General features: G+C 63.9%; 22 protein-coding genes. 10 read left to right on the top strand and 12 right to left on the bottom strand.

The genetic code is table 11. The features are described 5' to 3' along the window. Positions 1-248 precede the first annotated feature (248 nt). From RAZWK3B_RS11455 to RAZWK3B_RS11445, 4 genes are all read right to left on the bottom strand, one after another. Positions 249-587, bottom strand: a complete 339-nt coding sequence (locus RAZWK3B_RS11455; protein ID WP_286131805.1) for a S1C family serine protease — start codon at positions 585-587, stop codon at positions 249-251. A gap of 683 nt (positions 588-1,270) precedes the next feature. Next, positions 1,271-1,981, bottom strand: coding sequence for a ribonuclease HI (gene rnhA, locus RAZWK3B_RS11450; protein ID WP_502685148.1), 711 nt, complete (start codon positions 1,979-1,981; stop codon positions 1,271-1,273). Next, a complete protein-coding gene (locus tag RAZWK3B_RS20600) occupies positions 1,978-2,133 on the bottom strand; it encodes a hypothetical protein (RefSeq protein WP_007815249.1) in 156 nt (51 codons plus the stop codon). The genes rnhA and RAZWK3B_RS20600 overlap by 4 nt, the downstream gene beginning before the upstream one ends. A 233-nt stretch (positions 2,134-2,366) precedes the next feature. Continuing rightward, positions 2,367-3,293 (bottom strand): hypothetical protein, encoded by a 927-nt coding sequence (locus RAZWK3B_RS11445; protein WP_232279510.1) that lies wholly within the window; start codon positions 3,291-3,293, stop codon positions 2,367-2,369. A gap of 257 nt (positions 3,294-3,550) precedes the next feature. Here RAZWK3B_RS11445 and chrA point away from each other — a divergent pair, with 257 nt between their 5' ends. The 5 genes from chrA to RAZWK3B_RS11420 all read left to right on the top strand — a co-directional run bounded on the left by chrA (position 3,551) and on the right by RAZWK3B_RS11420 (position 7,351). Then, positions 3,551-4,810 carry a chromate efflux transporter gene (gene chrA, locus RAZWK3B_RS11440; protein ID WP_007815245.1) on the top strand — a complete coding sequence of 420 codons (1,260 nt, stop codon included), beginning with the start codon at positions 3,551-3,553 and terminating at the stop codon, positions 4,808-4,810. 67 nt (positions 4,811-4,877) lie between these two features. After that, a complete protein-coding gene (locus tag RAZWK3B_RS11435) occupies positions 4,878-5,351 on the top strand; it encodes an SspB family protein (RefSeq protein WP_007815243.1) in 474 nt (157 codons plus the stop codon). Between the two features lie 113 nt (positions 5,352-5,464). After that, on the top strand, positions 5,465-6,859 hold the full coding sequence (gene fumC, locus RAZWK3B_RS11430; protein ID WP_007815241.1) for a class II fumarate hydratase: 1,395 nt from the start codon (positions 5,465-5,467) through the stop codon (positions 6,857-6,859). Between the two features lie 91 nt (positions 6,860-6,950). Further along, the gene (locus tag RAZWK3B_RS11425; protein ID WP_007815239.1) at positions 6,951-7,130 is read left to right on the top strand and encodes a DUF4169 family protein; all 180 of its coding nucleotides are present in this window, start codon (positions 6,951-6,953) and stop codon (positions 7,128-7,130) included. Next, positions 7,127-7,351 (top strand): ribbon-helix-helix domain-containing protein, encoded by a 225-nt coding sequence (locus tag RAZWK3B_RS11420; protein ID WP_007815238.1) that lies wholly within the window; start codon positions 7,127-7,129, stop codon positions 7,349-7,351. Before RAZWK3B_RS11425 ends, RAZWK3B_RS11420 begins: the two co-directional genes overlap by 4 nt. A gap of 6 nt (positions 7,352-7,357) precedes the next feature. Here the strand turns inward: RAZWK3B_RS11420 and RAZWK3B_RS11415 are convergent, their stop codons facing one another. The 7 genes from RAZWK3B_RS11415 to RAZWK3B_RS11385 all read right to left on the bottom strand — a co-directional run bounded on the left by RAZWK3B_RS11415 (position 7,358) and on the right by RAZWK3B_RS11385 (position 16,749). After that, positions 7,358-7,981: a class I SAM-dependent methyltransferase gene (locus tag RAZWK3B_RS11415; protein WP_007815236.1), complete on the bottom strand. Its 624-nt coding sequence runs from the start codon at positions 7,979-7,981 to the stop codon at positions 7,358-7,360. A 2-nt stretch (positions 7,982-7,983) separates the two neighbouring features. Continuing rightward, positions 7,984-8,760 (bottom strand): DUF2189 domain-containing protein, encoded by a 777-nt coding sequence (locus tag RAZWK3B_RS11410; RefSeq protein WP_007815234.1) that lies wholly within the window; start codon positions 8,758-8,760, stop codon positions 7,984-7,986. 71 nt (positions 8,761-8,831) lie between these two features. Next, positions 8,832-10,244 carry an amidase gene (locus RAZWK3B_RS11405; protein WP_007815232.1) on the bottom strand — a complete coding sequence of 471 codons (1,413 nt, stop codon included), beginning with the start codon at positions 10,242-10,244 and terminating at the stop codon, positions 8,832-8,834. A gap of 125 nt (positions 10,245-10,369) precedes the next feature. Further along, on the bottom strand, positions 10,370-11,497 hold the full coding sequence (gene prfB, locus RAZWK3B_RS11400; protein ID WP_007815230.1) for a peptide chain release factor 2: 1,128 nt from the start codon (positions 11,495-11,497) through the stop codon (positions 10,370-10,372). 90 nt (positions 11,498-11,587) lie between these two features. Further along, a complete protein-coding gene (locus RAZWK3B_RS11395) occupies positions 11,588-14,062 on the bottom strand; it encodes a penicillin-binding protein 1A (RefSeq protein WP_502685150.1) in 2,475 nt (824 codons plus the stop codon). A 134-nt stretch (positions 14,063-14,196) separates the two neighbouring features. Beyond that, the gene (locus RAZWK3B_RS11390; protein WP_037295603.1) at positions 14,197-15,432 is read right to left on the bottom strand and encodes an N-acetylmuramoyl-L-alanine amidase; all 1,236 of its coding nucleotides are present in this window, start codon (positions 15,430-15,432) and stop codon (positions 14,197-14,199) included. Positions 15,433-15,597: 165 nt separating this feature from the next. After that, complete coding sequence (locus RAZWK3B_RS11385) at positions 15,598-16,749, bottom strand: pyridoxal phosphate-dependent aminotransferase (RefSeq protein WP_007815223.1); 1,152 nt, start codon at positions 16,747-16,749, stop codon at positions 15,598-15,600. A gap of 63 nt (positions 16,750-16,812) precedes the next feature. Here RAZWK3B_RS11385 and RAZWK3B_RS11380 point away from each other — a divergent pair, with 63 nt between their 5' ends. The 4 genes from RAZWK3B_RS11380 (at position 16,813) to lexA (ending at position 20,248) form a co-directional block, all read left to right on the top strand. Next, complete coding sequence (locus RAZWK3B_RS11380) at positions 16,813-18,150, top strand: M48 family metalloprotease (protein WP_007815222.1); 1,338 nt, start codon at positions 16,813-16,815, stop codon at positions 18,148-18,150. A 5-nt stretch (positions 18,151-18,155) separates the two neighbouring features. Then, positions 18,156-18,902, top strand: coding sequence for a DsbA family protein (locus RAZWK3B_RS11375; protein ID WP_007815220.1), 747 nt, complete (start codon positions 18,156-18,158; stop codon positions 18,900-18,902). Beyond that, positions 18,902-19,444 (top strand): thioredoxin domain-containing protein, encoded by a 543-nt coding sequence (locus RAZWK3B_RS11370; RefSeq protein WP_007815218.1) that lies wholly within the window; start codon positions 18,902-18,904, stop codon positions 19,442-19,444. The genes RAZWK3B_RS11375 and RAZWK3B_RS11370 overlap by 1 nt, the downstream gene beginning before the upstream one ends. Before the next feature lie 102 nt (positions 19,445-19,546). After that, positions 19,547-20,248: a transcriptional repressor LexA gene (gene lexA / locus RAZWK3B_RS11365; RefSeq protein WP_007815216.1), complete on the top strand. Its 702-nt coding sequence runs from the start codon at positions 19,547-19,549 to the stop codon at positions 20,246-20,248. Here the strand turns inward: lexA and RAZWK3B_RS11360 are convergent. Then, positions 20,242-22,284, bottom strand: coding sequence for a ComEC/Rec2 family competence protein (locus tag RAZWK3B_RS11360; RefSeq protein ID WP_007815214.1), 2,043 nt, complete (start codon positions 22,282-22,284; stop codon positions 20,242-20,244). The two genes, lexA and RAZWK3B_RS11360, sit on opposite strands and share 7 nt — an antisense overlap. A gap of 80 nt (positions 22,285-22,364) precedes the next feature. Here RAZWK3B_RS11360 and gltX point away from each other — a divergent pair, with 80 nt between their 5' ends. After that, entirely contained in the window at positions 22,365-23,774 is a 1,410-nt protein-coding gene (gene gltX, locus RAZWK3B_RS11355; protein ID WP_007815212.1) for a glutamate--tRNA ligase, read from the top strand. Positions 23,775-23,831 lie beyond the last annotated feature (57 nt).

Below are 23,831 nucleotides of genomic sequence, written 5' to 3'. Positions count from 1 at the left end.
TTATGACTTCATCGACAACTATACACAACATATAGACCAATGTTAACAGGGAGTACTTTTCGGAGCCTGGATTTTTGGCTTCAAGCTCGGCAGGCGAAAAAAGAAGAGCAAAAGAACAACCGGCAATATCCGGACACGTAGCAAGTAACAAAAAAGACTTTCAGGCCGGCAAATTTCAACGATTATCCTTTCAGAAAAGTACCGAGGGGCCCGACGGCCCCCCGCTGCAGCTTAATTTGAGACGAAAATCATGCTGGCCGCTCCCTACGATCACCCAGCCTCACGCTCAGTTCGCGTGCTTGCCCCTTGTGTAAAAGGTTCAGCGTAACGGTCTTACCAGGACTTTGACCCGCAATCATCCGTGTCAGGTCCCGCGGGCTTTTCACTTCCCTGCCATCAACCGACAGTACGATATCGCCCTTCTCGATACCGGCCACCTGAGCAGGCGTATCCTCAACGATATCAGCGATCATCGCGCCTTTGGTGACCTCTAGCCCGAAAGCAACAGCGACATCCTCGCTCACTGGCTGAATCTTCACGCCAAGCCAGCCAACTTCCTTTGCCGTACCGTGTGGAACGGTCAACACTTTTACACAGCATTCGCTTTGGATGGGGCGCCATCTCTCCCTATGCGCACTTGGCAGCGTGAGTTGTTATGCCAAGTGCTGATTGGTTGACCGACGTTGGGACTGCAAAGCTTTTCTACCAGCACCAGGCCAACTCTTGACCTGGTGAGCCCTTCATTGCTTTGAGTATGCGTTTCAATATATGGCAGATATGAACTTATATTTTCACCATTTGGTTGTTTAGTTTAACCATTGAACTACCTTCTGTCACCTGGACCCGCTCCTTCCCCCCGCTACTACTCATGCCCAGACAGGACAGAGATAGAGAGAGAAGACCGTCAAAGCTCCGTATCCACGAGGTGCCCGTTTCGTGGGCCAATCGCCTTCCCCCCGAGCTTTTCACTCGGCCCGCACTGCCCCTCCGGACTCTTGCGCGGTCCCCGATCAGTCATGGCGCCTAATCACGCCTCACCCGCCGGTGGGTTTTTTTCGCCTCGTTTCTGCGCTGCCCTAGACGGTGCCGGTATCAGCGCGGGTCGGGTCATCTCCCCGGAGCCAACCCGGTGATTACGCACACCGGTCAAGAAGCGACGATGGTGGTGGACGGTGGCTTGGCGATATACCCGCTCCAACACGGTTCGCTCCCAAGTTTCCATCAGCCGCCGTGTCAGGACCATCGCGCCCGACACGGCCGATCTAAGCCGCTATACCGCCTTCGCTCTGGCGGATTTCATCTTGCGAATGGCTTCGTCGCGCATCTTGCACGCCAGTTTATCAGCCATTTCGTTACCAACGTTCCCGGAGTGGCTTTTGACCCACCTCCACCTAACATTGTGCTGGGCCTGCGCTTCATCGAGCCGCTGCCATAGATCAATGTTTTTGACCATTGCGCCGCCTTTGACCTTCCAGCCATTTGCCTTCCACTTTTTAATCCATCGGGTGATGCTCCGAATGACGTATTGATTGTCCGACCAGATCAGCACATTCACGCCTCGCCCAAGCACCTCTAGCGCCTGGATCGCAGCCATCATTTCCATACGGTTACCGGTGGTATCGATGTCATATCCAGCGATCTCGCTGTGCTTCGACGCACCGCCGTGTCGCTGATCGATAAGGATCGCCCCCCAACCCCCAGGGCCAGGATTGCCAGCACAGGCTCCGTCGGTGTAAATCACTACGTCAAAATTATCGCGCGATGCACTGCTGGCGGCTGCTTTCTTAACACCAGGGCCCCTTACAGGCTTCGAGCGTCTAACCGCCACCATCGCATCCACACGCTCTTGATGTGATCTGCCAAGACGCATGGATTTCGCCGCCCCTTTGCCAGTGTAGCTGCAAGCCACACCCTTCTGGGCGTGGCACGTAGGGCAAACGACGCTGCGCACCTCTACTACAGTCCAAGTCAATGTCGTCATCCTCCCTTTTGAACCCAATCAGGGAACGCCTTGCGCTCGGCCTCGGGGAATGTCTCCCAAATGGCCATGAACACGCGCTTTCTGGCGCGGTGTTCGAAGTTCGCGCGCTGGATCCGCTTCAACGCGGCCGCCCCGAACATCTCAAGCTCCATCGGCGTGGCCACGTCCGCCTAGAAGACGGAAAGAATGCCCGTTGTGACCTTGCATGTTCATTTTTGTATATCCTCCGATAAGTTTCGAAATTTACCTTCCCCGATCACCCAACATGCGCACTCGCGACCTTCCGAATAGTGATGCTTGTGCCCCCCTTTCAGACGCGCAGAGAGCGCCGCTGAGTGCTCTTGCCGCTCCGACACCGCGCTCATGGTGCAGGGGCGCAGTTTTGTTACCTCGCTGGCAAAAGCAGCTGACTTATCTGTTCGCGGTCAGCTTTCTCGGCCTCGCAATCCTCAAGGTATCGGCTAGAGTCGATGTGCTGCCAAAGTGCCTCTTTGAGAATGTCCGCGATAATGTTCGGGGGCAGTGCTTCAAGCTGGCATGTGCCGCCGTTCCAATTCTTGGAATGGGTGCTCGCCTTTGCTGGCGCGGTGGGCAGATCGTATTCGGCCACTTGCTCTTTGGTCAGCGCGATACGGTGAAACTCCACTGTGACGTGCCCGTGCGGGCGGTCGGCCTCGACAAAGGCGGTTACGTCCTGCGCCACGCTATCGAAGATCGAAACGCCGCTCGGATCATAATCGCCAAGGTGCAAGATGATCGCGGGCTTCTCGATCCTCACGATTCGGTCGGCCAATGCCTTCTTGGCAGTCAGGCTATCAAACCCGCCCGACGAATAGGCGCGCACAGAGAACGGAGCGGATACATCGTCGATCTGAGGCAACATGCCCGCTGCCTCACACCAAACCTCGATATGAAGCTCTTGGCCTGCCAGCTTGTTGCGCGTGTATCTCCGGCCCATGCGGCGTACATGACGCAGGAAGTCGTCGCGGTCGTCGAAATGATCGCGGTGATAGGTGGTAACGCCGTCGTCGCGTATGGCATCGAACGGGATCAGCCCGCCGCGCCGCGCATTGGCCAGATGGTTGCACAACCGGCCATAGGCGGATTCACTCTTGTCGTATCCGTGCGCCCCCACCATACGGTAGAAAATTTGACGGTTAGTCAGGGGTACGTAATCGCGATATTCATCCAGCACCGCCTGCACTTGGTCGAGTAGCGCGCGAGTCTTGGCATAGGGCCGATAGTCGCGGATGTAGCCGCGCGCTCTGCCAGATTTACAGCCTGCCGCGATTTCCCCAATACGCCCGCTCATGTTGCGCACCACACGCCAGCAACAGGGCCGAAAAGCGTTTTACAAGATGCCAAGTTGTTCTTGGCCTGTTCACGAATGTTCCGGGACCGACTGAAAAGCGTATCGTATTGAAACCCCTTCGAAAACCTCAATTGAGGGAAAAGCCTGCACTTTACCCCCATCATCGCGTCGTGCGCTGGCATGAAGATTTCATGACGGGCCAGTTAGATGGCGGGTTAGATGTTGCATGACGGCCAAAGCGCCTTATCAACGCAGCCATGCGCCCAAGCCTCGCCCAGCTTTTTCGTGTCTTCGCCCGGATCGGCGTTCTGTCCTTCGGGGGACCGGCGGCGCAAATCTCGCTGATGCATACCGAACTGGTCCAGCGGCGGTCATGGCTGGATGAAAAGCAATTTTTGGGCGCGTTGTCGTTCTGCATGTTGCTGCCCGGCCCCGAAGCGATGCAGCTTGCAACCTATGCCGGCTGGCGCTTGCGCGGTGTGGCCGGCGGGTTGATCGCCGGTCTTCTCTTTGTGCTGCCGGGTGCGCTGGTCATCACAGCCCTCGCGCTTGGCTATGCCAGCTATGGGCAGATGCCGATGGTTCAAGCCGCCTTTACCGGGATCAAGGCCGCCGTGATCGTGATCGTGCTGCAGGCGCTCTTGTCGCTCTCGCGTCGCGCCCTGTCGGGCTGGGATGACTGGCTTCTGGCACTCACCGGATTTGTGGCGATGTTCTTTCTGTCGGTGCCCTTCCCCGTCATCATCGCCGTCGCAGCCCTTTGGGGCCTGATACGTGCAGCAAACGCTTCTTCCGAAGACCCCGAACCCACGTCTCGCGCCGCTGCACCCGTGCCGCTCGGTCAAACGCTCGTGACCATCGCGACATGGTCCAGCCTGTGGGCGCTGCCGATCGCCATGGCATGGGCCATGGACGCCCAATTCCTCGTTGATCTGGCGCTTTTCTTCTCCAAGCTGGCAGTGGTCACCTTCGGCGGCGCCTATGCGGTGCTGGCCTATATGACGCAAGCGGTCGTCGAAACCCATGGCTGGCTCAGCACGGCGCAGATGATCGACGCGCTCGGGCTGGCTGAAACCACACCCGGTCCGCTGATCCTCGTGACGCAATTCGTGGGCCTTCTTGCGGGCCATGCCGAAGGTGGTCCCGCCTTGGCGCTTCTGGCCGGAGGGCTGACGCTGTGGGTCACGTTCACACCCTGCTTCCTGTGGATATTCGCCGGTGCGCCCTATGTTGATGCAATTCTAGCGCGCCCGCGCCTCAAAGGTGCCCTGGCCGGTATTTCAGCAGCCGTGGTCGGCGTGATCCTCAACCTGTCGGTCTGGTTCGCGCTGCATGTGCTCTTCGGCAGTGTCGCGCGCGGCCCTTTTGGCCCCCTGCCCGATCCTGCAAGCTTTGCGCCGATTAACGCCGGATTGACCGTTGTGGCGGGCGTTCTTCTACTTGGACTGCGCGTCGGGATGATTCCCGGTCTTGCCCTCATGGCAGCGATTTCAGGCGCCTTGCATTTCCTGCTTTGACAGCACGCATCAAGCCCTTTTGTTTTGGATCGAATCCCCTATGCTGCCACTCAGGAGGTTCGGGAACATGTCTCGTTCAATCGATTACGGAAAACTGATGCATCAGGCGATGCGCGGGCTTATCCAGCGGGTGCTGGTGGGCGTGCAGGACAATGGCCTGCCCGGCATGCATCATTTCTTCATCACCTTCGACACCAAACATCCTGACGCGCGCCTCGCCGATTGGCTGAAAGAGCGCTACCCCTCGGAAATGACCGTGGTGATGCAGCACTGGTTCGACAATCTCGAGGTGACGAATGACGGGTTCTCGGTCACGCTGAATTTCGGCGACGCCCCGGAAAACCTTTATATTCCGTATGATGCCATAAAGACCTTCGTCGATCCTTCCGTCGAATTCGGCCTTCGCTTCGAAACCCCCGACGATGACGAACCCTCCGGGGATGATCCCGATGAGGATGACGACATCACCGACGGCATCGACGTCCCCGAGGGCGAACGCACCGACGCCGAGGTGGTCAGCCTCGACAGTTTCCGCAAGTGATCCCGGCGGCAAGGCCGCGGAATCGCGGCCTTGGTATTCCACTGCATACATCATTGATCTTTCCGCCTCGTCCGGTATGAGAGTGGCCATCGTCTTACGAGGAGAGCCAGCCCATGACCGCCACCCGCACCGAGACCGACAGCTTCGGTCCGCTCGAGGTTCCCACCGATAAATACTGGGGCGCTCAGACGCAGCGCTCGATCCTGAATTTCCCGATCGGCTGGGAAAAACAGCCCATTGCCATCGTCCGCGCCCTCGGGGTCATCAAACAGGCCTGCGCCGAGGCCAACAAGGAGCTCGGCACTCTCGAACCGCGCTTGGCCGACGCCATCATTCAGGCCGCGGGCGAAGTGATCGAAGGCCGCTTCGATGACAACTTCCCGCTCGTCGTCTGGCAGACCGGCTCCGGCACCCAATCCAACATGAATTCCAACGAGGTGATCGCCAACCGCGCCATCGAAATCCTCGGCGGCACAATCGGCTCCAAGGACCCGGTGCATCCCAACGATCACTGCAACATGGGCCAATCCTCGAACGACACCTTCCCCACCGCCATGCATATCGCCACCGCCATGAGCGTGCGTGATGTGCTGCTGCCGGGCCTCGAAAAGCTGCTTGCCGGACTCGAGGCAAAATCCGAGGAATTCAAGGATATCATCAAGATCGGCCGCACCCACACGCAGGACGCCACGCCGCTGACCCTTGGTCAGGAATTCTCGGGCTATGCGCATCAGATCCGTCAGGGCATCGCCCGGATCAAGGCCGCGCTACCCGGCATCTATGAATTGGCCCAGGGCGGCACGGCCGTGGGCACCGGTCTCAACACCCAGGTCGGTTGGGACACGATGGTCGCGGCCAACATGGCTCGGATCACCGGCCTGCCCTTCGTCACCGCTCCCAACAAGTTCGAATCGCTGGCCGCACATGATGCGATGGTCTTCATGTCCGGCGCTTTGGCCACCGTTGCGGGCTCGTGCTACAAGATCGCCAACGATATCCGTTTCCTCGGCTCCGGCCCGCGCTCGGGCCTGGGCGAATTGATCCTGCCGGAAAACGAACCCGGCTCCTCGATCATGCCCGGCAAGGTCAACCCCACCCAGGCCGAGGCGCTGACCCAGGTCGCAGCCCATGTCATGGGCAATGACGCCGCCATCAAGTTCGCAGGCTCCCAGGGCCATTTCGAACTGAACGTCTACAACCCGATGATGTCCTACAACCTGCTGCAATCGATCCAGCTTCTTGGCGACGCCACCGACAGCTTCACCGAACGCATGCTCAATGGCATTCAGGCCAACGAGGACCGGATCGAGAAGCTGATGCGCGAGTCGCTGATGCTGGTCACCGCACTGGCCCCGGAAATCGGCTATGACAACGCCACCAAGGTCGCCAAGACCGCGCATCGCAACGGCACCACCCTGAAGGAAGAGGCGATCAATCTAGGCTTCGTCGACGCGGAAACCTTCGACCGCGTTGTCCGGCCCGATCAAATGATCGGCCCCAAGGGCTGATCCTGCACAGGAAAACGGCACCGGGCGGCCCTTCGCGGCAGCCCGGGCCTCAACCACTGGACGCGAAGAGCAAACGCGATATGTTTGCCTCATGAGCAACGTAGTCAACCTGAACAAGTTTCGCAAGCAAAAGGCCCGCTCCGCAGACAAGTCGCGGGCGGATGAAAATGCCGTGCTGCATGGCCGCCGCAAATCCGACAAGGCGCTCGACAAGGCCAGAAGCGACAAGACCACCAAGGACCACGACGCCCACAAGCGCGACGACGCATGAGCGGACGCCCCGTCAAACGCTCGCTCACCCTGCGCGGACATCGCACCAGCGTATCGCTTGAAGATGAGTTCTGGCAGGCGTTCCGCGAGATCGCCGAACGGCGCGGCACACCGATCAACGCGCTGGCCGCCGAAATTGACGAGGCGCGCGGCACCGAAACCGGGCTTGCCTCGGCCATTCGCATCTTTGTACTGCGCCATTACCGCGATGCCGCGGGCTGACCGATCTCAGCGCTTTCGCGCCACGATGAACCGTGCGGGCGGCCTTGCCGGATAGGTTCCCGTCTCCACGATCTCGAACCCCGCCGCGGTGATCTGCGCCTCAAGGTCCTGCGGCGTCATGAACCCGAACCCGCCCGGCGCCAGCCCCGCCAGCCGCAGCGCGCCCAACAACAGGCGAAAATGCAGCGCCCCGCGCCCGATGCAGATCGTTTTCGATATCAGAACACCGCCCGGCCGCAGCATGACGCGTACCCTCTCAAGCGTGGCCAGCCTATCCTCGAGCAGATGCAGCAGATTGAACGCCAGCACCGCATCGAAGCTCTCTGGCTCGAAGGTCGGGTCAAACGCATCACAGCGCCGAAAGACCACATTCTGCGCGCCATCCTCCGCCAGACGCTCGCCCGCGATCTGGATCATTTCCGACGAGGTATCGCAGCCGGTCAACCGCCCCACATGCGCCGCCAGCCGCAGCGCCGTGGCGCCCGTGCCACAGCCCAGCTCCAGCACGTCCTGCGCACCTGTCAGATGTGCCGCCGTGCGCTCCAGCGTGGTCTCATAGGCGGCCGCATCGCGCACAGGACGCGCCGCATAGCGCCGCGCCACCCGGTCCCAGAATGCCCCATCCCCCATGCTCAGCCCCCCGCCTCCACGCTCAGACGATAAAGATGCCATGTCGCGTGCCCCAGAAGCGGCAGCACAAAGAATAACCCCAGAAACCCCGGGAGCAGCGCCACGAAAGTCGTCACGGCGATGAACACCCCCCAAGCCAGCATCGGCACCGGATTGGCCAGCACCGTCTGGAAACTGGTGATCATCGCGGTCACGAAATCGACCTCCCGATCCAGCAGCAAAGGCAGCGACACCACCGTGATCATATAAAGCAACAGCGCGAACCCCGCCCCCACAAGGCTGCCGAAGCCCAACATGCTCAGCCCCTCTCGTGTCAGATAAACCTCGAACGAGCTCGAGATGTTGGTCATCGTCGAAAACCCCAGGAACAGGGCAAAGATCATATGCGCAAGAAAGAACCAGAACAGGAACATGATGATGATGACCGCGCAGATCGACGGCAATTGCCGTGTGCGCTGGTGGGCGATCACCCCGAAGATCTCCGCCGCCAGAAGCGGCTGGCCGCGCTCGAGCCGGTGGCTCACCTCGTAAAGACCCACCGCCGCGAATGGCCCGATCAACGGAAAGCCCACCGCCGCGAAGGTCAACCAATAGCTTTTACCGGTCACCCAGGTGATCCATACCATGATCCAGCCCACGGCCACATAAACCCCGGCAAAGATCATCGCATAACCCGGCGCGCGCCGCATGTCCGACCAGCCCCGGCGCAACGCCTCGGCCAATGTGGCGAATGTCACCGGCCCCAGATCCGGCACGCCAAGCGGCTTGCTCTTCTGCATGGCTCTCCCTCCTCGACCTGCCGAGGGAAGACTAGCCAAGCACCGCTCGCGCGCAAAGATGCAAATCCCGATCAGCTTTGCGGTGGGCGCCTCTGCGGCCAGAGGGTTGCCTCATGATAGGCCTGTGCCAGGCGCAAAAGCCCGCCATCCGCCCCCCGGCGCCCGATCAGCTGCACGCCCATCGGCAGGCCGTTGGCGCCAAATCCGGCAGGGACCGCCACGGCGGGCAGCCCGGCAAGGCTGGCGGGAATCATCACCTCCATCCAGCGGTGATAGGTGTCCATGGCAACGCCCGCCACCTCCTTGGGCCAGTCCCAGCTCATCGGAAACGGCCAGACCTGCGCCGTGGGCAGCACCAGCGCATCATAGGTGTCGAAGAGATCCGCCGCCCGCCGGAACCAGTCTGACCGGATGACACTCGCCGCATGCACATCCAGCCCGCTCAAGGCGCGCCCGCGCTCGATTTCCCAGACCGCATCCGGCTTCAGCAGGTCGCGCGTCTCCAGCGCCTCCAGCAGGCCTGACAGCTTGCAGGCCATGGTCCAGCTGCGCAGCGTCGTCCAGCTCTCCCACAGCGCATCGCGATCAAAGGGCGGCGCAACAGGCTCGACGACGCATCCCAGCCCCTCAAGCACGGCGCAGGCCTCCGCGCCGCGATCCAGAATCCCCGCCTCCATGGGCCATGCCCCGCCCCAATCGCCCAGCCATCCGATGCGCCGGCCCCGGACCTCGCCGCCAAGGCTCAGACCGGGCGCCACAATGCCAAGCGGCTGGCGTGCATCCGGACCGGCCATGACCCCAAGCATCAGCGCAAGGTCCGCAGGGCTGCGCGCCATCGGCCCCTCGGTCGAGATCTGATGCAGGAACGCATCCCCCTCCGCGGCCCCCGCCCCCGGCACCAGCCCCCAGCTGGGTCGCATCCCGTAGACATTGCACCAGCCCGCCGGGTTGCGCAGGCTACCCATCATATCCGATCCATCCGCGATCGACAGCATCCCCGCGGCCAGCGCCACCGCCGCCCCACCGGATGAGCCACCGCAGGACACCGCATGGTCATAGGGATTGCAGGTCGCGCCATGCACCGGGTTGAACGTATGGCTGCCCAGCCCGAATTCCGGCGTATTGGTCTTGCCGATCACGATGGCCCCCGCCGCGCGCAACCTTGCGACATGCGGCGCATCGCCCTGCGCGATCCGCCCTGCAAAGGCCGGCGATCCCTTCGAGGTGGGCAACCCTTCCGCATCGGCCAGATCCTTGATCGCCACGGGCAAGCCGTGCAAGACCCCCTTGGACAGGGCCGCGTCCGCCGCGCGCGCCTCGGCCATGAGATCCTCTGCCCCCCGCAGCGACACGACCGCGTTCAAAGCGCCGTTGGTCTGCGCGATCCGCTCCAGCGTGGCGTGCATCAGCGCCTCGGCGCTCAGCTCTCCCGCAGCGATCCTTGCCGCTTGTTCGCGCGCCTCAAGGGCCAAAATGTCGGTCATCTGCACCTTCCTCCGCGCTCAGGCCACAATCCGCCCCGCTTTCATCGTTCCACAAATACTCTGGGGGTGAATTGGCCGCAGGCCAAGAGGGGGCAAGGCCCCCTGACCCACCCGCCCTTGACGGATTACTGCTCGCCCTGCGCCTCGGCGCGGGACTTGCCGCTTACATCCATGGCAAGGGTCGCGGCCATGAACTGATCGAGGTCACCATCCAGCACCCCCTTGGTGTCGGACGTCTCGACGCTGGTCCGCAGATCCTTCACCATCTGGTAGGGCTGCAGCACATAGGACCGGATCTGGTTGCCCCAGCCCGCATCGCCCTTGGCATCATGCGCCTCGGCGATCGCCTCGTTGCGGCGATCGAGCTCCATCTGATAGAGCCGCGATTTCAGGGCCTTCATCGCGATGTCGCGGTTCTGGTGCTGGGATTTTTCCGAGCTGGTGACGACAATGCCGGTCGGATGGTGGGTGATCCGCACCGCCGAGTCGGTCTTGTTCACATGCTGACCGCCAGCGCCCGAACTGCGGAAGGTGTCGATGCGGATATCGGCGGGGTTCACCTCGATCTCGATATTGTCATCGACCACCGGATAGACCCAGACCGACGAAAACGACGTGTGCCGCTTGGCCGCCGAATCAAACGGCGATATCCGCACCAGCCGGTGCACACCCGATTCCGATTTCAGCCAGCCATAGGCATTATGCCCCGTGACCTTGTAGGTGACCGACTTGATGCCCGCCTCTTCGCCCGCGGTCTCCGATTGCAGCTCGACCGTATAGCCATGCTGCTCGGCCCAACGCACATACATCCGCGCCAGCATCGACGCCCAGTCACAACTTTCGGTGCCGCCCGCCCCGGCATGGATCTCCAGGAAGGCGTCATTGGCATCGGCCTCGCCGTTCAGCAACGCCTCGAGCTCCTTTTGCGCCGCCTTGCGCGCCAGCGCCTTGATCGCGGCCTCAGCCTCGGCGACCACATCCGGATCGCCCTCCATCTCGCCCAGTTCGATCAACTCGACATTGTCCTGCATCTCCTGCTGGATCGTGTCATGGGTCGTGATCGCATCCACAAGGCCCTGTCTGTCGCGCATCAGCTTCTGCGCCTTGGCCGGATCGTCCCAGAGCTGCGGGTCCTCGACCCTCGCGTTGAACTCCTCCAGCCGATGGCGCGCGGTCTCCCACCCCATCCGCTGCCGCAACAGCTCAAGCGAAGTCTTGATTTCGGCAACGGTCGTCTGGATTTCGGCGCGCATGATACCCTGTTCCTGATCTGCTCGGATGCCGGTGATACCTCAGCCCGGCGCCCCCGGCAAGATCGCCCGCGGCCACCGGCGCAAGTCTTGCTAGTAAAGCCCGCCCGAACTCATGCTACCAAAGCTTGCCTTGCCGCCCACTTGCGCCTTGCGCCCGGTCGATGTCGTGACCTCGCGCACCTGTTCGGTCTCGCCGCGTGCAAAAAGCTCCAGATCGTTGCCCATGGCGAAGCCGCCCGAGACGCTGTAGCCGAAGATCGGCTCTTCCCCGTCGCGGAAATACTCGGCCACGACATAATCGCCCTCCGCATCATCCGACAGCCGCGCGCCCGTAAACCGGTCGATCTTCAGGAAGTGACCGCCCGGCGGCACCTCGAACGGGCCGCCGCCATATGTCTTGATCGCCTCGGCCATGAACTCCTGAAACACCGGCCCGCACATAGACGACCCATAAGCCCCGCGCCCAAGGCCCCGCGGCTGGTCATGTCCGATATAGCAGCCCGCCGCGATATTGCTGGTGAAGCCCACGAACCACACATCGCGCGCATCATTGGTGGTCCCGGTCTTGCCCGCCACCGGCACCGGCAGGTTGATCGCGCCCGACGCGGTGCCGCGATCCACAACGCCCTTCATCATCGAGGTGAGCTGATAGGCCGTGACCGCATCCATCACCCGTTCGCGGTCCGACACGATGCGTGGCCCGCGCGCCTCGGGAATGGCGCGCGTGTCGCAATCGGTGCAGACGCGCGGATCATGCTTGAACACGGTCTTGCCATAACGGTCCTGCACCCGGTCCACCAGCGTGGGCCGCACCCGTTCGCCACCATTGGCGAACATCGCATAGGCCGCCACCATGTTGTAAAGCGTGGTTTCCTCGGACCCCAGCGAATTGGCCAGGAACTGCCCCATATTGTCATAGACCCCGAAGCGTTCCGCGTAATCGGCCACCACATCCATGCCCACTTCCTGCGCCAGACGGATCGTCATCAGGTTCCGCGACTGCTCGACCCCCGTGCGCAGCGGCGTTGGCCCGTAAAACTTGTTGGACGAGTTCCGGGGCCGCCACAGCCCTTGCGGTGTGTCGATCTCGATCGGCGCGTCGATCACGATCGTGGCGGGGCTGTAGCCACTGTCGAGTGCCGCCGCATAGACGAAGGGCTTGAAGCTCGAACCCGGCTGGCGCAGCGCCTGCGTCGCCCGGTTGAACACCGAATGCTGATACGAGAACCCGCCCTGCATCGCCAGGACCCGGCCCGTGTCCACATCCATCGCCACGAACCCGCCCTGCACTTCGGGCACCTGCCGCAGGGTCCAGCGCGTGAACTCGCCCGCGTCGTTGGTCATCTTGCGGACATGCACAACCTCGCCCGGCTCGAACGTGCCGAAGAAATTACCGGGCAACCAGGCGATATCGGCGCGCGGCACCACATGCGGAGCGTTCTCGTCAGGGGCCACACCCTCGATGCCAAGCCGCATCTGCTGATCGGCGATCTCCAGCACCACCGCCGGATACCAAGTGCCGTCCAGCACGATATCCCGCGCGACCTCGGCCTGGGCCAGCGCGTCGCGCCAGCTCTGCTCGTCCGCCAACACCTCTTGCGGCAGCGTGATCCCTGTGCCCATCCATCTGCCGCGCGCGCGGTCATAGGCCTCGAGCTGGCGGCGCAGGGCGATGGCCGCCTCGACCTGCAGCTCGGGATCGATCGTCGCGCGCACGCTCAAGCCCCCGCTGAAAAACTCGCCTTCGCCGAATTCCTGGCTCAGCTGGCGGCGGATCTCGTCGGTGAAATAATCGCGTGGCGGCAATTCGGCGGAATAGGGCGAGAAATCCCCGTTCTGCACCGAGCGCAGGGGCTGTGCGACTTCGGCCTCATAGGTGGCCGCGTCCAGATAGCCGTTCTCGTGCATCTCCCGCAGCACGAAATTGCGCCGCTGCAGCAGCCGGTCGCGATTGCGCACCGGATGGTAATCCGACGGCGCCTTGGGCATCGAGGCGAGAAACGCCGCCTCATGCGGCGCCAGCTCGCGCAGGGACTTGTTGAAATAGGTCTGCGCCGCCGCCGTCACGCCATAGGAATTCTGCCCGAGAAAGATCTCGTTCAGATAAAGCTCGAGGATCTTCTCCTTGCTCAGCGTCTCCTCGATGCGCGTGGCAAGGATGATCTCCTTGATCTTGCGCTCGATCCGCCGGTCACCGGACAGCAGGAAGTTCTTCATCACCTGCTGCGTGATGGTCGAGGCGCCCCTCACGGTCTCGCCGCGGGTCTGCACCGCCTCCACGACCGCCGCCGCGATACCCCGCGCGTCATAGCCGCCATGCTGATAGAAATTCTTGTCCTCGGCGCTGATGAAGGCCTGCTTGACCATGACGGGGATATCCTCCGCCGGGGTGAACAGGCGCCGCTCGCGTGCGAACTCGTCGATCACGCGCCCCTCGCCGGAATAGATCCGGCTGATCGTGGGCGGGGTGTAATTGGCAAGCGACTCGTGACTCGGCAGGTCCTGCCCATAGATATGCAGCACCGCGCCAACGCTCAGCGCGACCATCATCAGCCCCAGGGTCATCAGGCTGAAGATCGTGCCGAAAAAGGTTCCTATCGCTCTGAGCACACGCACCCCCGGAGATTGTCACCGCCTCATATAGGCATCCCTCGACATCCCGTCAAAACACATCTTGCGCGACGTTCCGGAATGGCGCGTCACTGCCGCACCAGATCCGCAATGGCCGCATCCTCGGCGCGCCAGGCCTCCAGCGCATCCCTCAGCGCCTCGGCCATCTGTATCCGCCAGCCCGGATCCACAAGATTGGCAAGATCGCGCGGGCTTGACATGAACCCCAGCTCCAGCAGGGCCGACGGGATATCGGGCGATTTCAGCACCGAAAACCCCGCATGGCGCAGCGGCCGCGAATGCAGCGGCAACCCCTTCGCCTCGATGCCCGCGCGCAGGTTTTCCGCCAGCCGCTCGGCGCGCGGCTGGGTCTCGATTCGCGCAAGATCCATCAACACGTCCGCCACGATATCGTCCTTGCCGCTCAGATCGATACCCGCCAGCAGATCGGTCCGGTTATGCCGCTCGGCCAGCGCTGCGCTGGCCTCGTCGCTGGCGCTGTCGGACAGGGTATAGACCGTGGCACCATGCGCGCGCCCCTCGCTCAGCGCATCCGCATGCAGCGACACGAACACATCCGCCCGCATCTGGTGCGCAATGGCGACGCGCTGCTCCAGCGACACGAACCTGTCATCCTGCCGCGTCAGCACCACCTCAAAGCCCCCCGCCCGCACCAGAACCTCCCTCAGTTCCTGTGCAAAGAGCAGCATCAGGTCCTTTTCCGTCAGCCCATCCAGTTCGGCCCCCGGATCGATCCCGCCATGCCCCGGATCGAGCACCACCACCAGCGGGTTCTCGCCGCGCTGGCGCGGGCGCATCTCGGCCTTCAGGCTCCGCTCCGGCATCTCCCATCCCGGCAGGTCCGGCGCCCCGGCGCCTGCCGCAAACGCCTGCGCGCTCACAGGCGTCAGCGACATATCAAGCACGGCCCCCCCGGTGACCGCGTCGATCTCGAGCCCCACCCGGTCCAGCGCCAATGGCCCTGCCAGGTCCAGCACCATCCGCGACCAGCCGGGCCGAAAGCCGCCCACGCGGACCCGCTCGACCGCCTCGCTGCGATCGAGCGTATCGGCGTCGATCCCGCCCCAGTCCACCTCGCGAAAATCCAGCACCACCCGGTCCGGCTCATCCAGCGTGAACACCCGGTAAGGCACGCCCTGGCTCAGCGCCAGGCGCAGCCTGACCCCCTGCCCCTTGTCGGAAATCCCACTGGCCTGCGGATCGAGCCGCGCCAATCCGCTGAACGCCCGGTCCTGCGCCGGCACGGCATCCGAAGCAAGGACCGCACACAGCCCCAGCACCCCCGCCAGAATCATCCTTATCATTCTGCTCATCCGCCGCTTTTCCGGTCGCTCTTGTCAACTTAGAGCATAGCACCTGCGCCCCGCTTGCACAGCCCCCTTCATGCCACCGGCCCTTTCACCTCGCGGCTTCTTCTGGCCCCAAATATCCCGGGGGGTCCGGGGGGCTGGCCCCCCGGTCGATCGCGCTCAGACAGCGCCGCGGCCCGCCATGAAGCGCCGCAACCGCTCCAAGCCCTCCTCGATATCCGCCGTTGCGCGCGCATAGGAAAACCGCAGCGTGCCGCCGCCCCGCACAGGGTCGAAATCAAGCCCCGGCGTGACCGCGACCCCGGCCTTGTCAAGGATCTCCGCCGCAAGGCTGCGGCTGTCATCGGTGATATGGCTCACATCGGCATAGACGTAAAAGGCACCATCGGGGGGCGCGATCCGGTCGAAGCCGGCCTTGGGCAACCCCTCCAGCATCAGCGCGCGGTTGCGCCGGTAGACGGCCATGTTGGCCTCGAGCTCGCCTGTGCACTCCATCGCGGCCAGCGCCGCGACCTGGCTGGCATGGGGCGGGCAGATGAACAGGTTCTGCGCCAGCCGCTCGATCACCCTCACGTGATCCTCGGGCACCACCATCCAGCCGACCCGCCAGCCGGTCATGCTGAAATATTTCGAGAAGGAGTTGATGACATAGGCCTCGTCGGAAATCTCCAGCGCGCTCACCGCCTTCGCCTCGTATTCGATGCCGTGATAGATCTCGTCGCTGATGAAGCTCGCGCCCTGCGCCCGGGCCGCCTCCATGAGCGCCGCCAGCGCCGCGCGGTCCAGCATGGTGCCCGTCGGATTGGCCGGGCTCGCCACCAAGAGCCCCGCAAGATCCCGCCCCTCCAGATCGCTCGCCACCGGCTGCAGGCGGTTCTCCGCCGCCGTCTCGATATCCACCGGCTGCAGATCGAGCGCCCGCAGGATCTGCCGATAGCTGGGATAGCCCGGCGCACCGATGCCCACCCGGTCGCCCCCGTCGAACAGAGCGCTAAAAGCAAGGATGAAGGCGCCCGACGATCCCGGCGTGATGACCACGCGCCCCGGATCGAGGTCGAGATCGTACCACTCCCCGTAAAGCGCCGCGATCCGCCGCCGCAGCGCCGGCAGGCCAAGCGCCACCGTATACCCCATGGCATCCTCTTGCATGGCGCGCGCCAGCGCGTCTCGGGCACCCTGCGGCGCAGGCGTGCCGGGCTGGCCCACCTCCATGTGGATGATATGCCGGCCCGCCTCTTCGGCGCGGCGCGCGGCTTCCATCACATCCATCACAATAAAGGGATCGACGCCGGATCGGGTTGAGTTTCGCATGTCTTTCTTCCTAGAGTGGTGCTCGAGACGCCCAGCTTTCACTTGGAACAGGCCCCGCCGTCAATGCAGCTTATCCGCCTGATCGCCTTCTGCGCCCTGAGCGCCCTGATGGCCCTCACCCTCGCCCACCCGGCGCGGGCGCTGACGCTGTTGCGCGATCCCGATATCGAATACGCGCTCAAGCAGCTCGCCGAACCGGTGCTCAAGGCCGCCGGCCTCAGCCCGTCGCGCACCGACATTCTGCTGATCGACGACAGCAGCCTCAATGCCTTCGTGGTGGACCGCGACCACATCTTCATCCATTCCGGCCTTCTGCTCAAGATGCGCACGCCTGCGATGCTGCAATCGGTCATCGCCCACGAAGCTGCGCATATCTCGAACGGTCACCTGATGCGCCGCCCCATCAACATGCGCAACGCCCGTACCGCCGCAGGGCTCGGCGCGGCGCTGGCGGCAGCCGCGGCCATCGCCGCAGGCGCGGGCGAGGCGGCAGGCGCGGCCGCCATCGGCGCGCAGACCTCGGCGCAGCGTCTCTTTTTCGCCCATACCCGCGCCGAGGAAAACGCCGCCGACCAGTCCGGCCTGCGCTACATGGCAGCCGCCGGCATCGACACGCGCGGCGCGGTCGAGGTGATGGACATCTTCCGTGGCCAAGAGGTGCTCAGCTTTGGCCGTCAGGACCCCTACGCGCGCACGCATCCCATGTCGGCCGACCGCTTTCGCGTGATCCAGCGGCTGGCCGAGGCCTATGCCAGCGAGACCCGCGCCAATCCCGCCGCCGATTACTGGTTCGCGCGCGCCAAGAGCAAGCTCTCGGCCTTCCAGCGCGCCCCGAAATGGACCCTCACCCGCGCCGGTGAAACCGGTTATGCCGATATCAAGCTGATGCGCCAGGCCATAGCCCATCACCGCCGCTCCGACACCTCAAGGGCCATCGCCGCCATCGACGCCGCGATCGCACAGCGCCCCAACGATCCCTTCTATTACGAACTCAAGGGCCAGATCCTGATGGAAAGCCGCCGCTTCGCCGCCGCCACCGCCGCCTATGGGCGCGCAGTCAGTCTGGCGCCCGAAAACGCGCTGATCCTCGGCTCCTATGGCCGGGCGCTGCTGGCCGAAGGCAAGGTGTCGCAGGCACAGGACTATCTCGAACGCTCGCGGTCCCGCGACGGGCGCGATTCGCGTGTCATGCGCGATCTGGCCGTGGCCCATGCCCGACAGGGCAACAAGGGCATGGCCGCGCTGGTGACCGCCGAGCGCTACGCGATGTCGGGCCGGCTTCAGGATGCGGGCTTGCATGCACAGCGCGCCAGCGACATGCTGCCACGCGGATCGACAGGCTGGCGGCGGGCGCAGGATGTGCTATCAGCCGCGCAAGCCGCCGAACAGAAACGGAGATAACCCAGATGAAATTCGCCCCCCTCGCCGCGCTGGCTACAGCCGCCGCCTTCGCCCTGCCCGCGCAGGCGCTCGATCTGTCGGACATGAGCACCGCCGAGCGCGAGGCGTTTCAGGCCGAGATACGCGCCTATCTTCTCGAAAACCCCGAAGTCATCATGGAGGCCGTGGCCGTTCTCGAACAGCGTCAGGCCCAGCAACAGGCACAGGCCGATGTCACGCTGGTCGAAAACAACGCCGACGCCCTGTTCAATGACGCAAACTCGTGGGTCGGCGGCAATCCCGAAGGCGACATCACGCTGGTGGAATTCATGGATTATCGCTGCGGCTATTGCCGCCGCGCCTTCCCCGAGGTCGAAAACCTTGTGGAGCTTGACGGCAATATCCGCGTGATCGTCAAGGAATACCCGATCCTGGGAGAGCAATCCATGCTGGCCGCGCGCTTTGCCATCGCCACGCTTCAGCAAGCCGGCGACGAGGCCTACAAACAGGTCCATGACGCGCTGATGACCTTCAGCGGCGATATCACCGAAACCTCTCTGCGGCGCCTTGGGGACGGCTTCGGGCTCGATGTCGAGACGATCATGGGCCATATGGACAGCGACGCCGTGACCGATGTGATCGCCGCCAACCATGCGCTGGCGCAGCGCATGAACATCACCGGCACCCCGACCTTCGTGATGCAGGACCAGATGCTGCGCGGCTATGTCCCGCTCGACGCCATGCAGCAGATCGCCGCCGACATCCGCGGCTGATGCCCCTGCCCCTGATCCGGCCCCTTGCATGGCTCGGCCTGCCGTTCGCGGCAGGCCTTTTTCTCTGGGTCAGCGCCGCCTCGGCCCAGACCGATTTCCGCGAGCTGACCCCCACCGAACGCGCCGTCTTCCACTCCCAGATCCGCGAAGCACTTCTGGGCCTGCCGCGCCATATTCTGCCCAATGCCCCCGCGCCTGCGCTCGATATCATGGGCGACGCCATCGCTCAGGATCTCTCCCGCCTCACGGACAGCCGCTCTGCCCTCTTCTCGCCGGACCTGCCCGGCTTCGGCCCAGCCGATGCCGCTCTGACCGTGGCGCTCTTCACCGCGCCCGATTGCCCCGAGTGCGCCGCCGCCGAAGCCGATCTGCGCCGCCTTACCGAAACCCGCGATCTGCGCGTCACCCTTCTGGACATCGACACGCATCGCGATCTGGCGCAGGCGCTCGAGATCGATCTTGCCCCGTCCTATGTGCTGCCGGACATGATGCTGCGCGGACATATCCCGATGATCGTGATGGAACGCTACCTGCCGCAATAACGCCCCTTGGTGGCACGGCACGGGTTATCCACGGGATATGGTTGACACAAAACAAGAACATGCGTAGAACAAAGCGAAACGCTTCGATCGGAGTTTTGCATCATGCTGACCAAAAAACAGCTCGATCTACTGGCCTTCATCCACAAGCGCGTGCAGCGCGACGGCGTGCCGCCCAGTTTCGATGAAATGAAGGAAGCGCTCGATCTGCGCTCGAAATCCGGCATCCACCGGCTCATCACCGCGCTCGAAGAACGCGGATTCATCCGTCGTCTGGCGCATCGGGCGCGCGCGCTCGAAATCGTCAAACTGCCCGAATCCCTCGGCGGCGAGGCAAGCCATGGTTTCACCCCCCGGGTGATCGAAGGCGACAAGCCCTCTGCCCCCCAGCCCGCCAACAGCTACGGGGTCGATGCCTCGGACGTGATCGACGTGCCGATGATGGGCCGCATCGCCGCCGGTGTCCCGATCGAGGCGATTGCCCATGCCAGCCATAATGTCACCGTTCCCGGCTCGATGCTGTCCGGCAAGGGCGTGCACTACGCGCTCGAGGTGCGTGGCGACTCGATGATCGAGGCGGGCATCAACGATGGCGACGTGGTCATCATCCGCGAAACGAACACCGCCGATAACGGCGATATCGTCGTGGCCCTCGTCGAAGATCAGGAAGCGACATTGAAGAAATTCTACCGTCGCGGCAACGCCATCGCGCTCGAGGCGGCGAACCCGGCCTATGAAACCCGTGTCCTGCCCGAAGATCAGGTCAAGGTGCAGGGCCGGCTGGTGGGCCTCATCCGCAGCTACTGATCCGGTCCCCCGGATCGCGCCCGCCTTGCGGCCGGGCTGTTCCAGAGCCGCGCGCCGGTGATCTCGCGCGCGGTCACCACCCTGACCCCATCGCGCCCCGTCCGCAGCGCCATCGCCCCGGTCTCGCGCAGCGTGCCGGGATGCACCACCTGACAGGGCAAGGCGCGGTCCGGCTCGACCGACAGCACCAGCCAGTCATGGCCCTCGCAATCGCGCAGGCTGTCCACCGCCCGCCGCCCATGCACCGCCAGCAGGCGGATCTCGCCCGGCATCACCTGCGACCAGCGCGCATGGGCCGCCGCCTGATCGGCGGCATCGCCATCATTCTCCAGCCAATTCTGCGCGATGAACCCCGCGCCCTTCTCCCGGCTCAAGGCCCGCCCCTCCGGCGTCATCACCCCGACCAGCGCACCGCTATCGGCGATCAGCACCTGCGGACGCTCCGCCCCCAGCCACAGGACCCCGCTCACCAGCACCGGCGCCAGCCCCGCCAGCCGCCCCCACCCGCGCCACAGCATCACGAACAGAACGCCCACCGCCATCAGCGGCAGGACCAGCGGGCCGGGGCTGACCACCGTGCCGCGTGCGCCCGGCCAACCGGCCACCCAATGCGCCACCCACAAGATCCAGTCGAGCCCAAGCCCCATCACCCAAAGCGCCAGCCATTCCAGCCCGAAGGGCATCAGGCATGCCGCCACCACCGCCGCCGGCATCACCATCACCCCCATCAGCGGCACGCTCATCAGGTTGGCGATCAGCCCGAAATGCGCGAACTGGTTGAAATGCGCCGCAGCGATCGGCGCCGTGGCGATTCCCGCCACAAAGGACGACACCAGCACCGACACCGCCCCCCGCATCCAGCGCGGTCCAAGCGGCACGTCATGATCCTTCAACCAGCCATAGCCCGCCACCAGTGCCGTGGTCGCCGCAAAGGACATCTGAAACCCCGGCCCCAGCAACGCCTCTGGGCGCAGCAACAGCACGATCACCGCCGCCACCGCGACCGACCGCAGCGACAGCGCCCGCCGGTCCAGCATCACCGCCACCAACGCCACCGCGACCATCACAAAGGCCCGCTCCGTGGCCACATTGCCCCCCGACAGGCCCAGATAGACCGCCGCCGCTGCCAGCGCCATCACCGCCGACAGTTTCTTGGCAGGCACCCTCAGCCCCAGAACCGGCACAGCGGCAAAGCCCAGCCGGAACGCGCCGAAAACGAACCCCGCCAACAAGCCCATATGCAGCCCCGAAATCGCCAGCAGATGCGCGAGGTTTGTGACCCTCAGCGCCGTCAGCGCCTCCTGCCCGATGCCAGACCGGTCCCCCGTCATGATCGCCGAGGCAAAGGCCCCCGTCTCCCCCGGCAAGGCCGCCTGAATACGCGCCGACATCGCCATGCGCGCCTTGAACATCCACAGCCCGCCCTCGGGCGGCGCCAGCCCCACGACCGGCGTGCGCGTATATCCCACGGCGCCAAGCCGCAAGAACCACGCATGACGCTGAAAATCAAAGCCCCCCGGCTCCACCGGGCCACCGGGCGGCGACAGATGCGCGGTCATCATCACCCACGCCCCCGGCGCAGGCGTAATGCCCGCCTGCTCCCCATGCAGCGAAATGCGCACCCGCTCGGGCGTGCGGCGGGGCGGCACATCGCGCAACGTCACCCGGTCCAGCGTCAGGCGGATCGCATCCGATGCCGACCGGTCGATGCTGACGATCCGCCCCTCCACCGGGCCATAATAGCGCCAGCCCAGCACCGGCCCCTCCACCTGATGCGCCCGCGCGCCCGCCACGCACAGGCCCACCGCCATGAGCATCACCGCCCAGCCAAGCGGCATCCAGACCGCCCCGAACCAGCGCGCGCCCACCGCCAACAACAGCGCCACCGCACCAGGGACCGCATAGACCCACGGCTCCGGCTCGACCGTCAGCGCGAAATACCCGCCCGCCCCCGCCGCAAGACAGACCGGCACCCACGGAAACAGATGCCCCCGCTGCGCCAGCCACGCCGCCTGAAGTGATGCCCACGGTGCCAAGTCTTGTCTCCCATTCGCCGCCCCGATAGACAGGCGCCAAAGCTAGGCCCAACTCGGTTACCGAAAGGTTAATCCCGCCCATGTCCCAGACAATCGTGACCCGCTTCGCCCCCTCGCCCACGGGCTTTCTGCATATCGGCGGCGCGCGTACCGCCTTGTTCAACTGGCTCTACGCCCGCGGCCGCGGCGGCAAGTTCCTGTTGCGCATCGAAGACACAGACCGCGCCCGCTCCACCCCCGAGGCGACACAGGCGATCCTCGACGGCATGGCGTGGCTCGGCCTCGATCATGACGGCGACGCGATCAGCCAATACGCGCGCGCCGACCGCCACCGCGAGGTGGCGCTCGAACTGCTCGACAAGGGCGCGGCCTATAAATGCTTCGCCACCCAGGACGAAATCGAGGCCTTCCGCGAAGCCGCCCGCGCCGAGAACCGCTCGACGCTTTTTCAAAGCCCGTGGCGCGACGCCGACCCCTCCAGCCACCCCGACGCGCCCTATGTCATCCGCATCAAGGCCCCGCGCGACGGCGCCACCGTGATCCGCGATGAGGTGCAAAGCGATGTGACCATCCGCAACGATCAGCTCGACGACATGGTGCTGCTGCGCTCGGATGGCAATCCGGTCTACATGCTCGCCGTCGCGGTGGACGATCACGACATGGGCGTGACCCATGTGATCCGCGGCGACGACCACCTCAACAACGCCGCCCGCCAGATGATGATCTATACCGCGATGGGCTGGCCCGTGCCGGTCTATGCCCATATCCCGCTGATCCACGGGCCTGACGGCAAGAAACTCAGCAAGCGTCATGGCGCGCTTGGCGTCGATGAGTACCGCCGCATGGGCTACCCGGCGGCCGGGATGCGCAATTACCTCGCCCGCCTCGGCTGGAGCCATGGCGATGACGAATTCTTCACCGACGCGCAGGCGCAAGAGTGGTTCGACCTGTCGGGAATCGGCAAATCCCCGGCCCGCTTCGACGTCAAGAAACTCGAAAGTCTCTGCGGACAACATATCGCAACTTCCGACGATGCTGCGCTGCTGCATGAACTGCAGGATTATCTTTCGGCCACTGGTCAGCCGTCCCTGACAGATGCGATAGTTTCGCGGATGCAGGCGGGGATGTACTGCCTCAAAGAGCGTGCAAAGACCTTCCCGGAACTTCTTGATAAAGCGGAATTTATCTTGGCCGAACGTCCGATCTCGCCCGAGCCGAAAGCCGCGGCGCAACTCGATGATGTATCCCGTCGTATACTGAAAGAATTGACGCCGCATCTGCAAACTGCTACGTGGACGCGCGACGATCTCGAGACGCTCGCAAAGCACTTTGCCGAATCTCACAATACCACCTTCGGCAAGCTTGCGGGCCCTCTCAGGGCCGCTCTGGCGGGGCGCAGTGCCACACCGAGCGTGTTCGACATGATGCTTGTGCTCGGGCGGGACGAAACCATCGCCCGCCTGTCCGATGCCGCCGCCGAGGCCGGTTAACCGTCTCGAAAGGCCGACTGTAATATGCTGCCCAAGGGCGCCTGAGGCGCGGGCAAG

Origin of the sequence: Roseobacter sp. AzwK-3b (assembly GCF_000170875.1) — a bacterium.
GTDB lineage: Bacteria > Pseudomonadota > Alphaproteobacteria > Rhodobacterales > Rhodobacteraceae > Roseovarius > Roseovarius litoreus.
The sequence above is the reverse complement of the archived record's forward strand: the minus strand, read 5'-3'. Positions and strand labels throughout refer to the sequence as shown.

Bases quoted from the DNA above. Each gene is read 5' to 3' on its own strand.
- prfB (WP_007815230.1), bottom strand. From the start codon at position 11,497: ATGCGCGCCGAAATCCAGACGACCGTTGCCGAAATCAAGACTTCGCTT.
- RAZWK3B_RS20600 (WP_007815249.1), bottom strand. From the start codon at position 2,133: ATGGAGCTTGAGATGTTCGGGGCGGCCGCGTTGAAGCGGATCCAGCGC.
- RAZWK3B_RS11425 (WP_007815239.1), top strand. From the start codon at position 6,951: ATGAGCAACGTAGTCAACCTGAACAAGTTTCGCAAGCAAAAGGCCCGC.
- fumC (WP_007815241.1), top strand. From the start codon at position 5,465: ATGACCGCCACCCGCACCGAGACCGACAGCTTCGGTCCGCTCGAGGTT.
- rnhA (WP_502685148.1), bottom strand. From the start codon at position 1,981: ATGACGACATTGACTTGGACTGTAGTAGAGGTGCGCAGCGTCGTTTGC.
- RAZWK3B_RS11375 (WP_007815220.1), top strand. From the start codon at position 18,156: ATGAAATTCGCCCCCCTCGCCGCGCTGGCTACAGCCGCCGCCTTCGCC.
- RAZWK3B_RS11445 (WP_232279510.1), bottom strand. From the start codon at position 3,293: ATGAGCGGGCGTATTGGGGAAATCGCGGCAGGCTGTAAATCTGGCAGA.
- lexA (WP_007815216.1), top strand. From the start codon at position 19,547: ATGCTGACCAAAAAACAGCTCGATCTACTGGCCTTCATCCACAAGCGC.
- RAZWK3B_RS11390 (WP_037295603.1), bottom strand. From the start codon at position 15,432: ATGATAAGGATGATTCTGGCGGGGGTGCTGGGGCTGTGTGCGGTCCTT.
- RAZWK3B_RS11420 (WP_007815238.1), top strand. From the start codon at position 7,127: ATGAGCGGACGCCCCGTCAAACGCTCGCTCACCCTGCGCGGACATCGC.
- gltX (WP_007815212.1), top strand. From the start codon at position 22,365: ATGTCCCAGACAATCGTGACCCGCTTCGCCCCCTCGCCCACGGGCTTT.
- RAZWK3B_RS11410 (WP_007815234.1), bottom strand. From the start codon at position 8,760: ATGCAGAAGAGCAAGCCGCTTGGCGTGCCGGATCTGGGGCCGGTGACA.
- RAZWK3B_RS11380 (WP_007815222.1), top strand. From the start codon at position 16,813: ATGCAGCTTATCCGCCTGATCGCCTTCTGCGCCCTGAGCGCCCTGATG.
- chrA (WP_007815245.1), top strand. From the start codon at position 3,551: ATGCGCCCAAGCCTCGCCCAGCTTTTTCGTGTCTTCGCCCGGATCGGC.
- RAZWK3B_RS11385 (WP_007815223.1), bottom strand. From the start codon at position 16,749: ATGCGAAACTCAACCCGATCCGGCGTCGATCCCTTTATTGTGATGGAT.
- RAZWK3B_RS11415 (WP_007815236.1), bottom strand. From the start codon at position 7,981: ATGGGGGATGGGGCATTCTGGGACCGGGTGGCGCGGCGCTATGCGGCG.
- RAZWK3B_RS11435 (WP_007815243.1), top strand. From the start codon at position 4,878: ATGTCTCGTTCAATCGATTACGGAAAACTGATGCATCAGGCGATGCGC.
- RAZWK3B_RS11405 (WP_007815232.1), bottom strand. From the start codon at position 10,244: ATGACCGACATTTTGGCCCTTGAGGCGCGCGAACAAGCGGCAAGGATC.
- RAZWK3B_RS11370 (WP_007815218.1), top strand. From the start codon at position 18,902: ATGCCCCTGCCCCTGATCCGGCCCCTTGCATGGCTCGGCCTGCCGTTC.
- RAZWK3B_RS11395 (WP_502685150.1), bottom strand. From the start codon at position 14,062: ATGACCCTGGGGCTGATGATGGTCGCGCTGAGCGTTGGCGCGGTGCTG.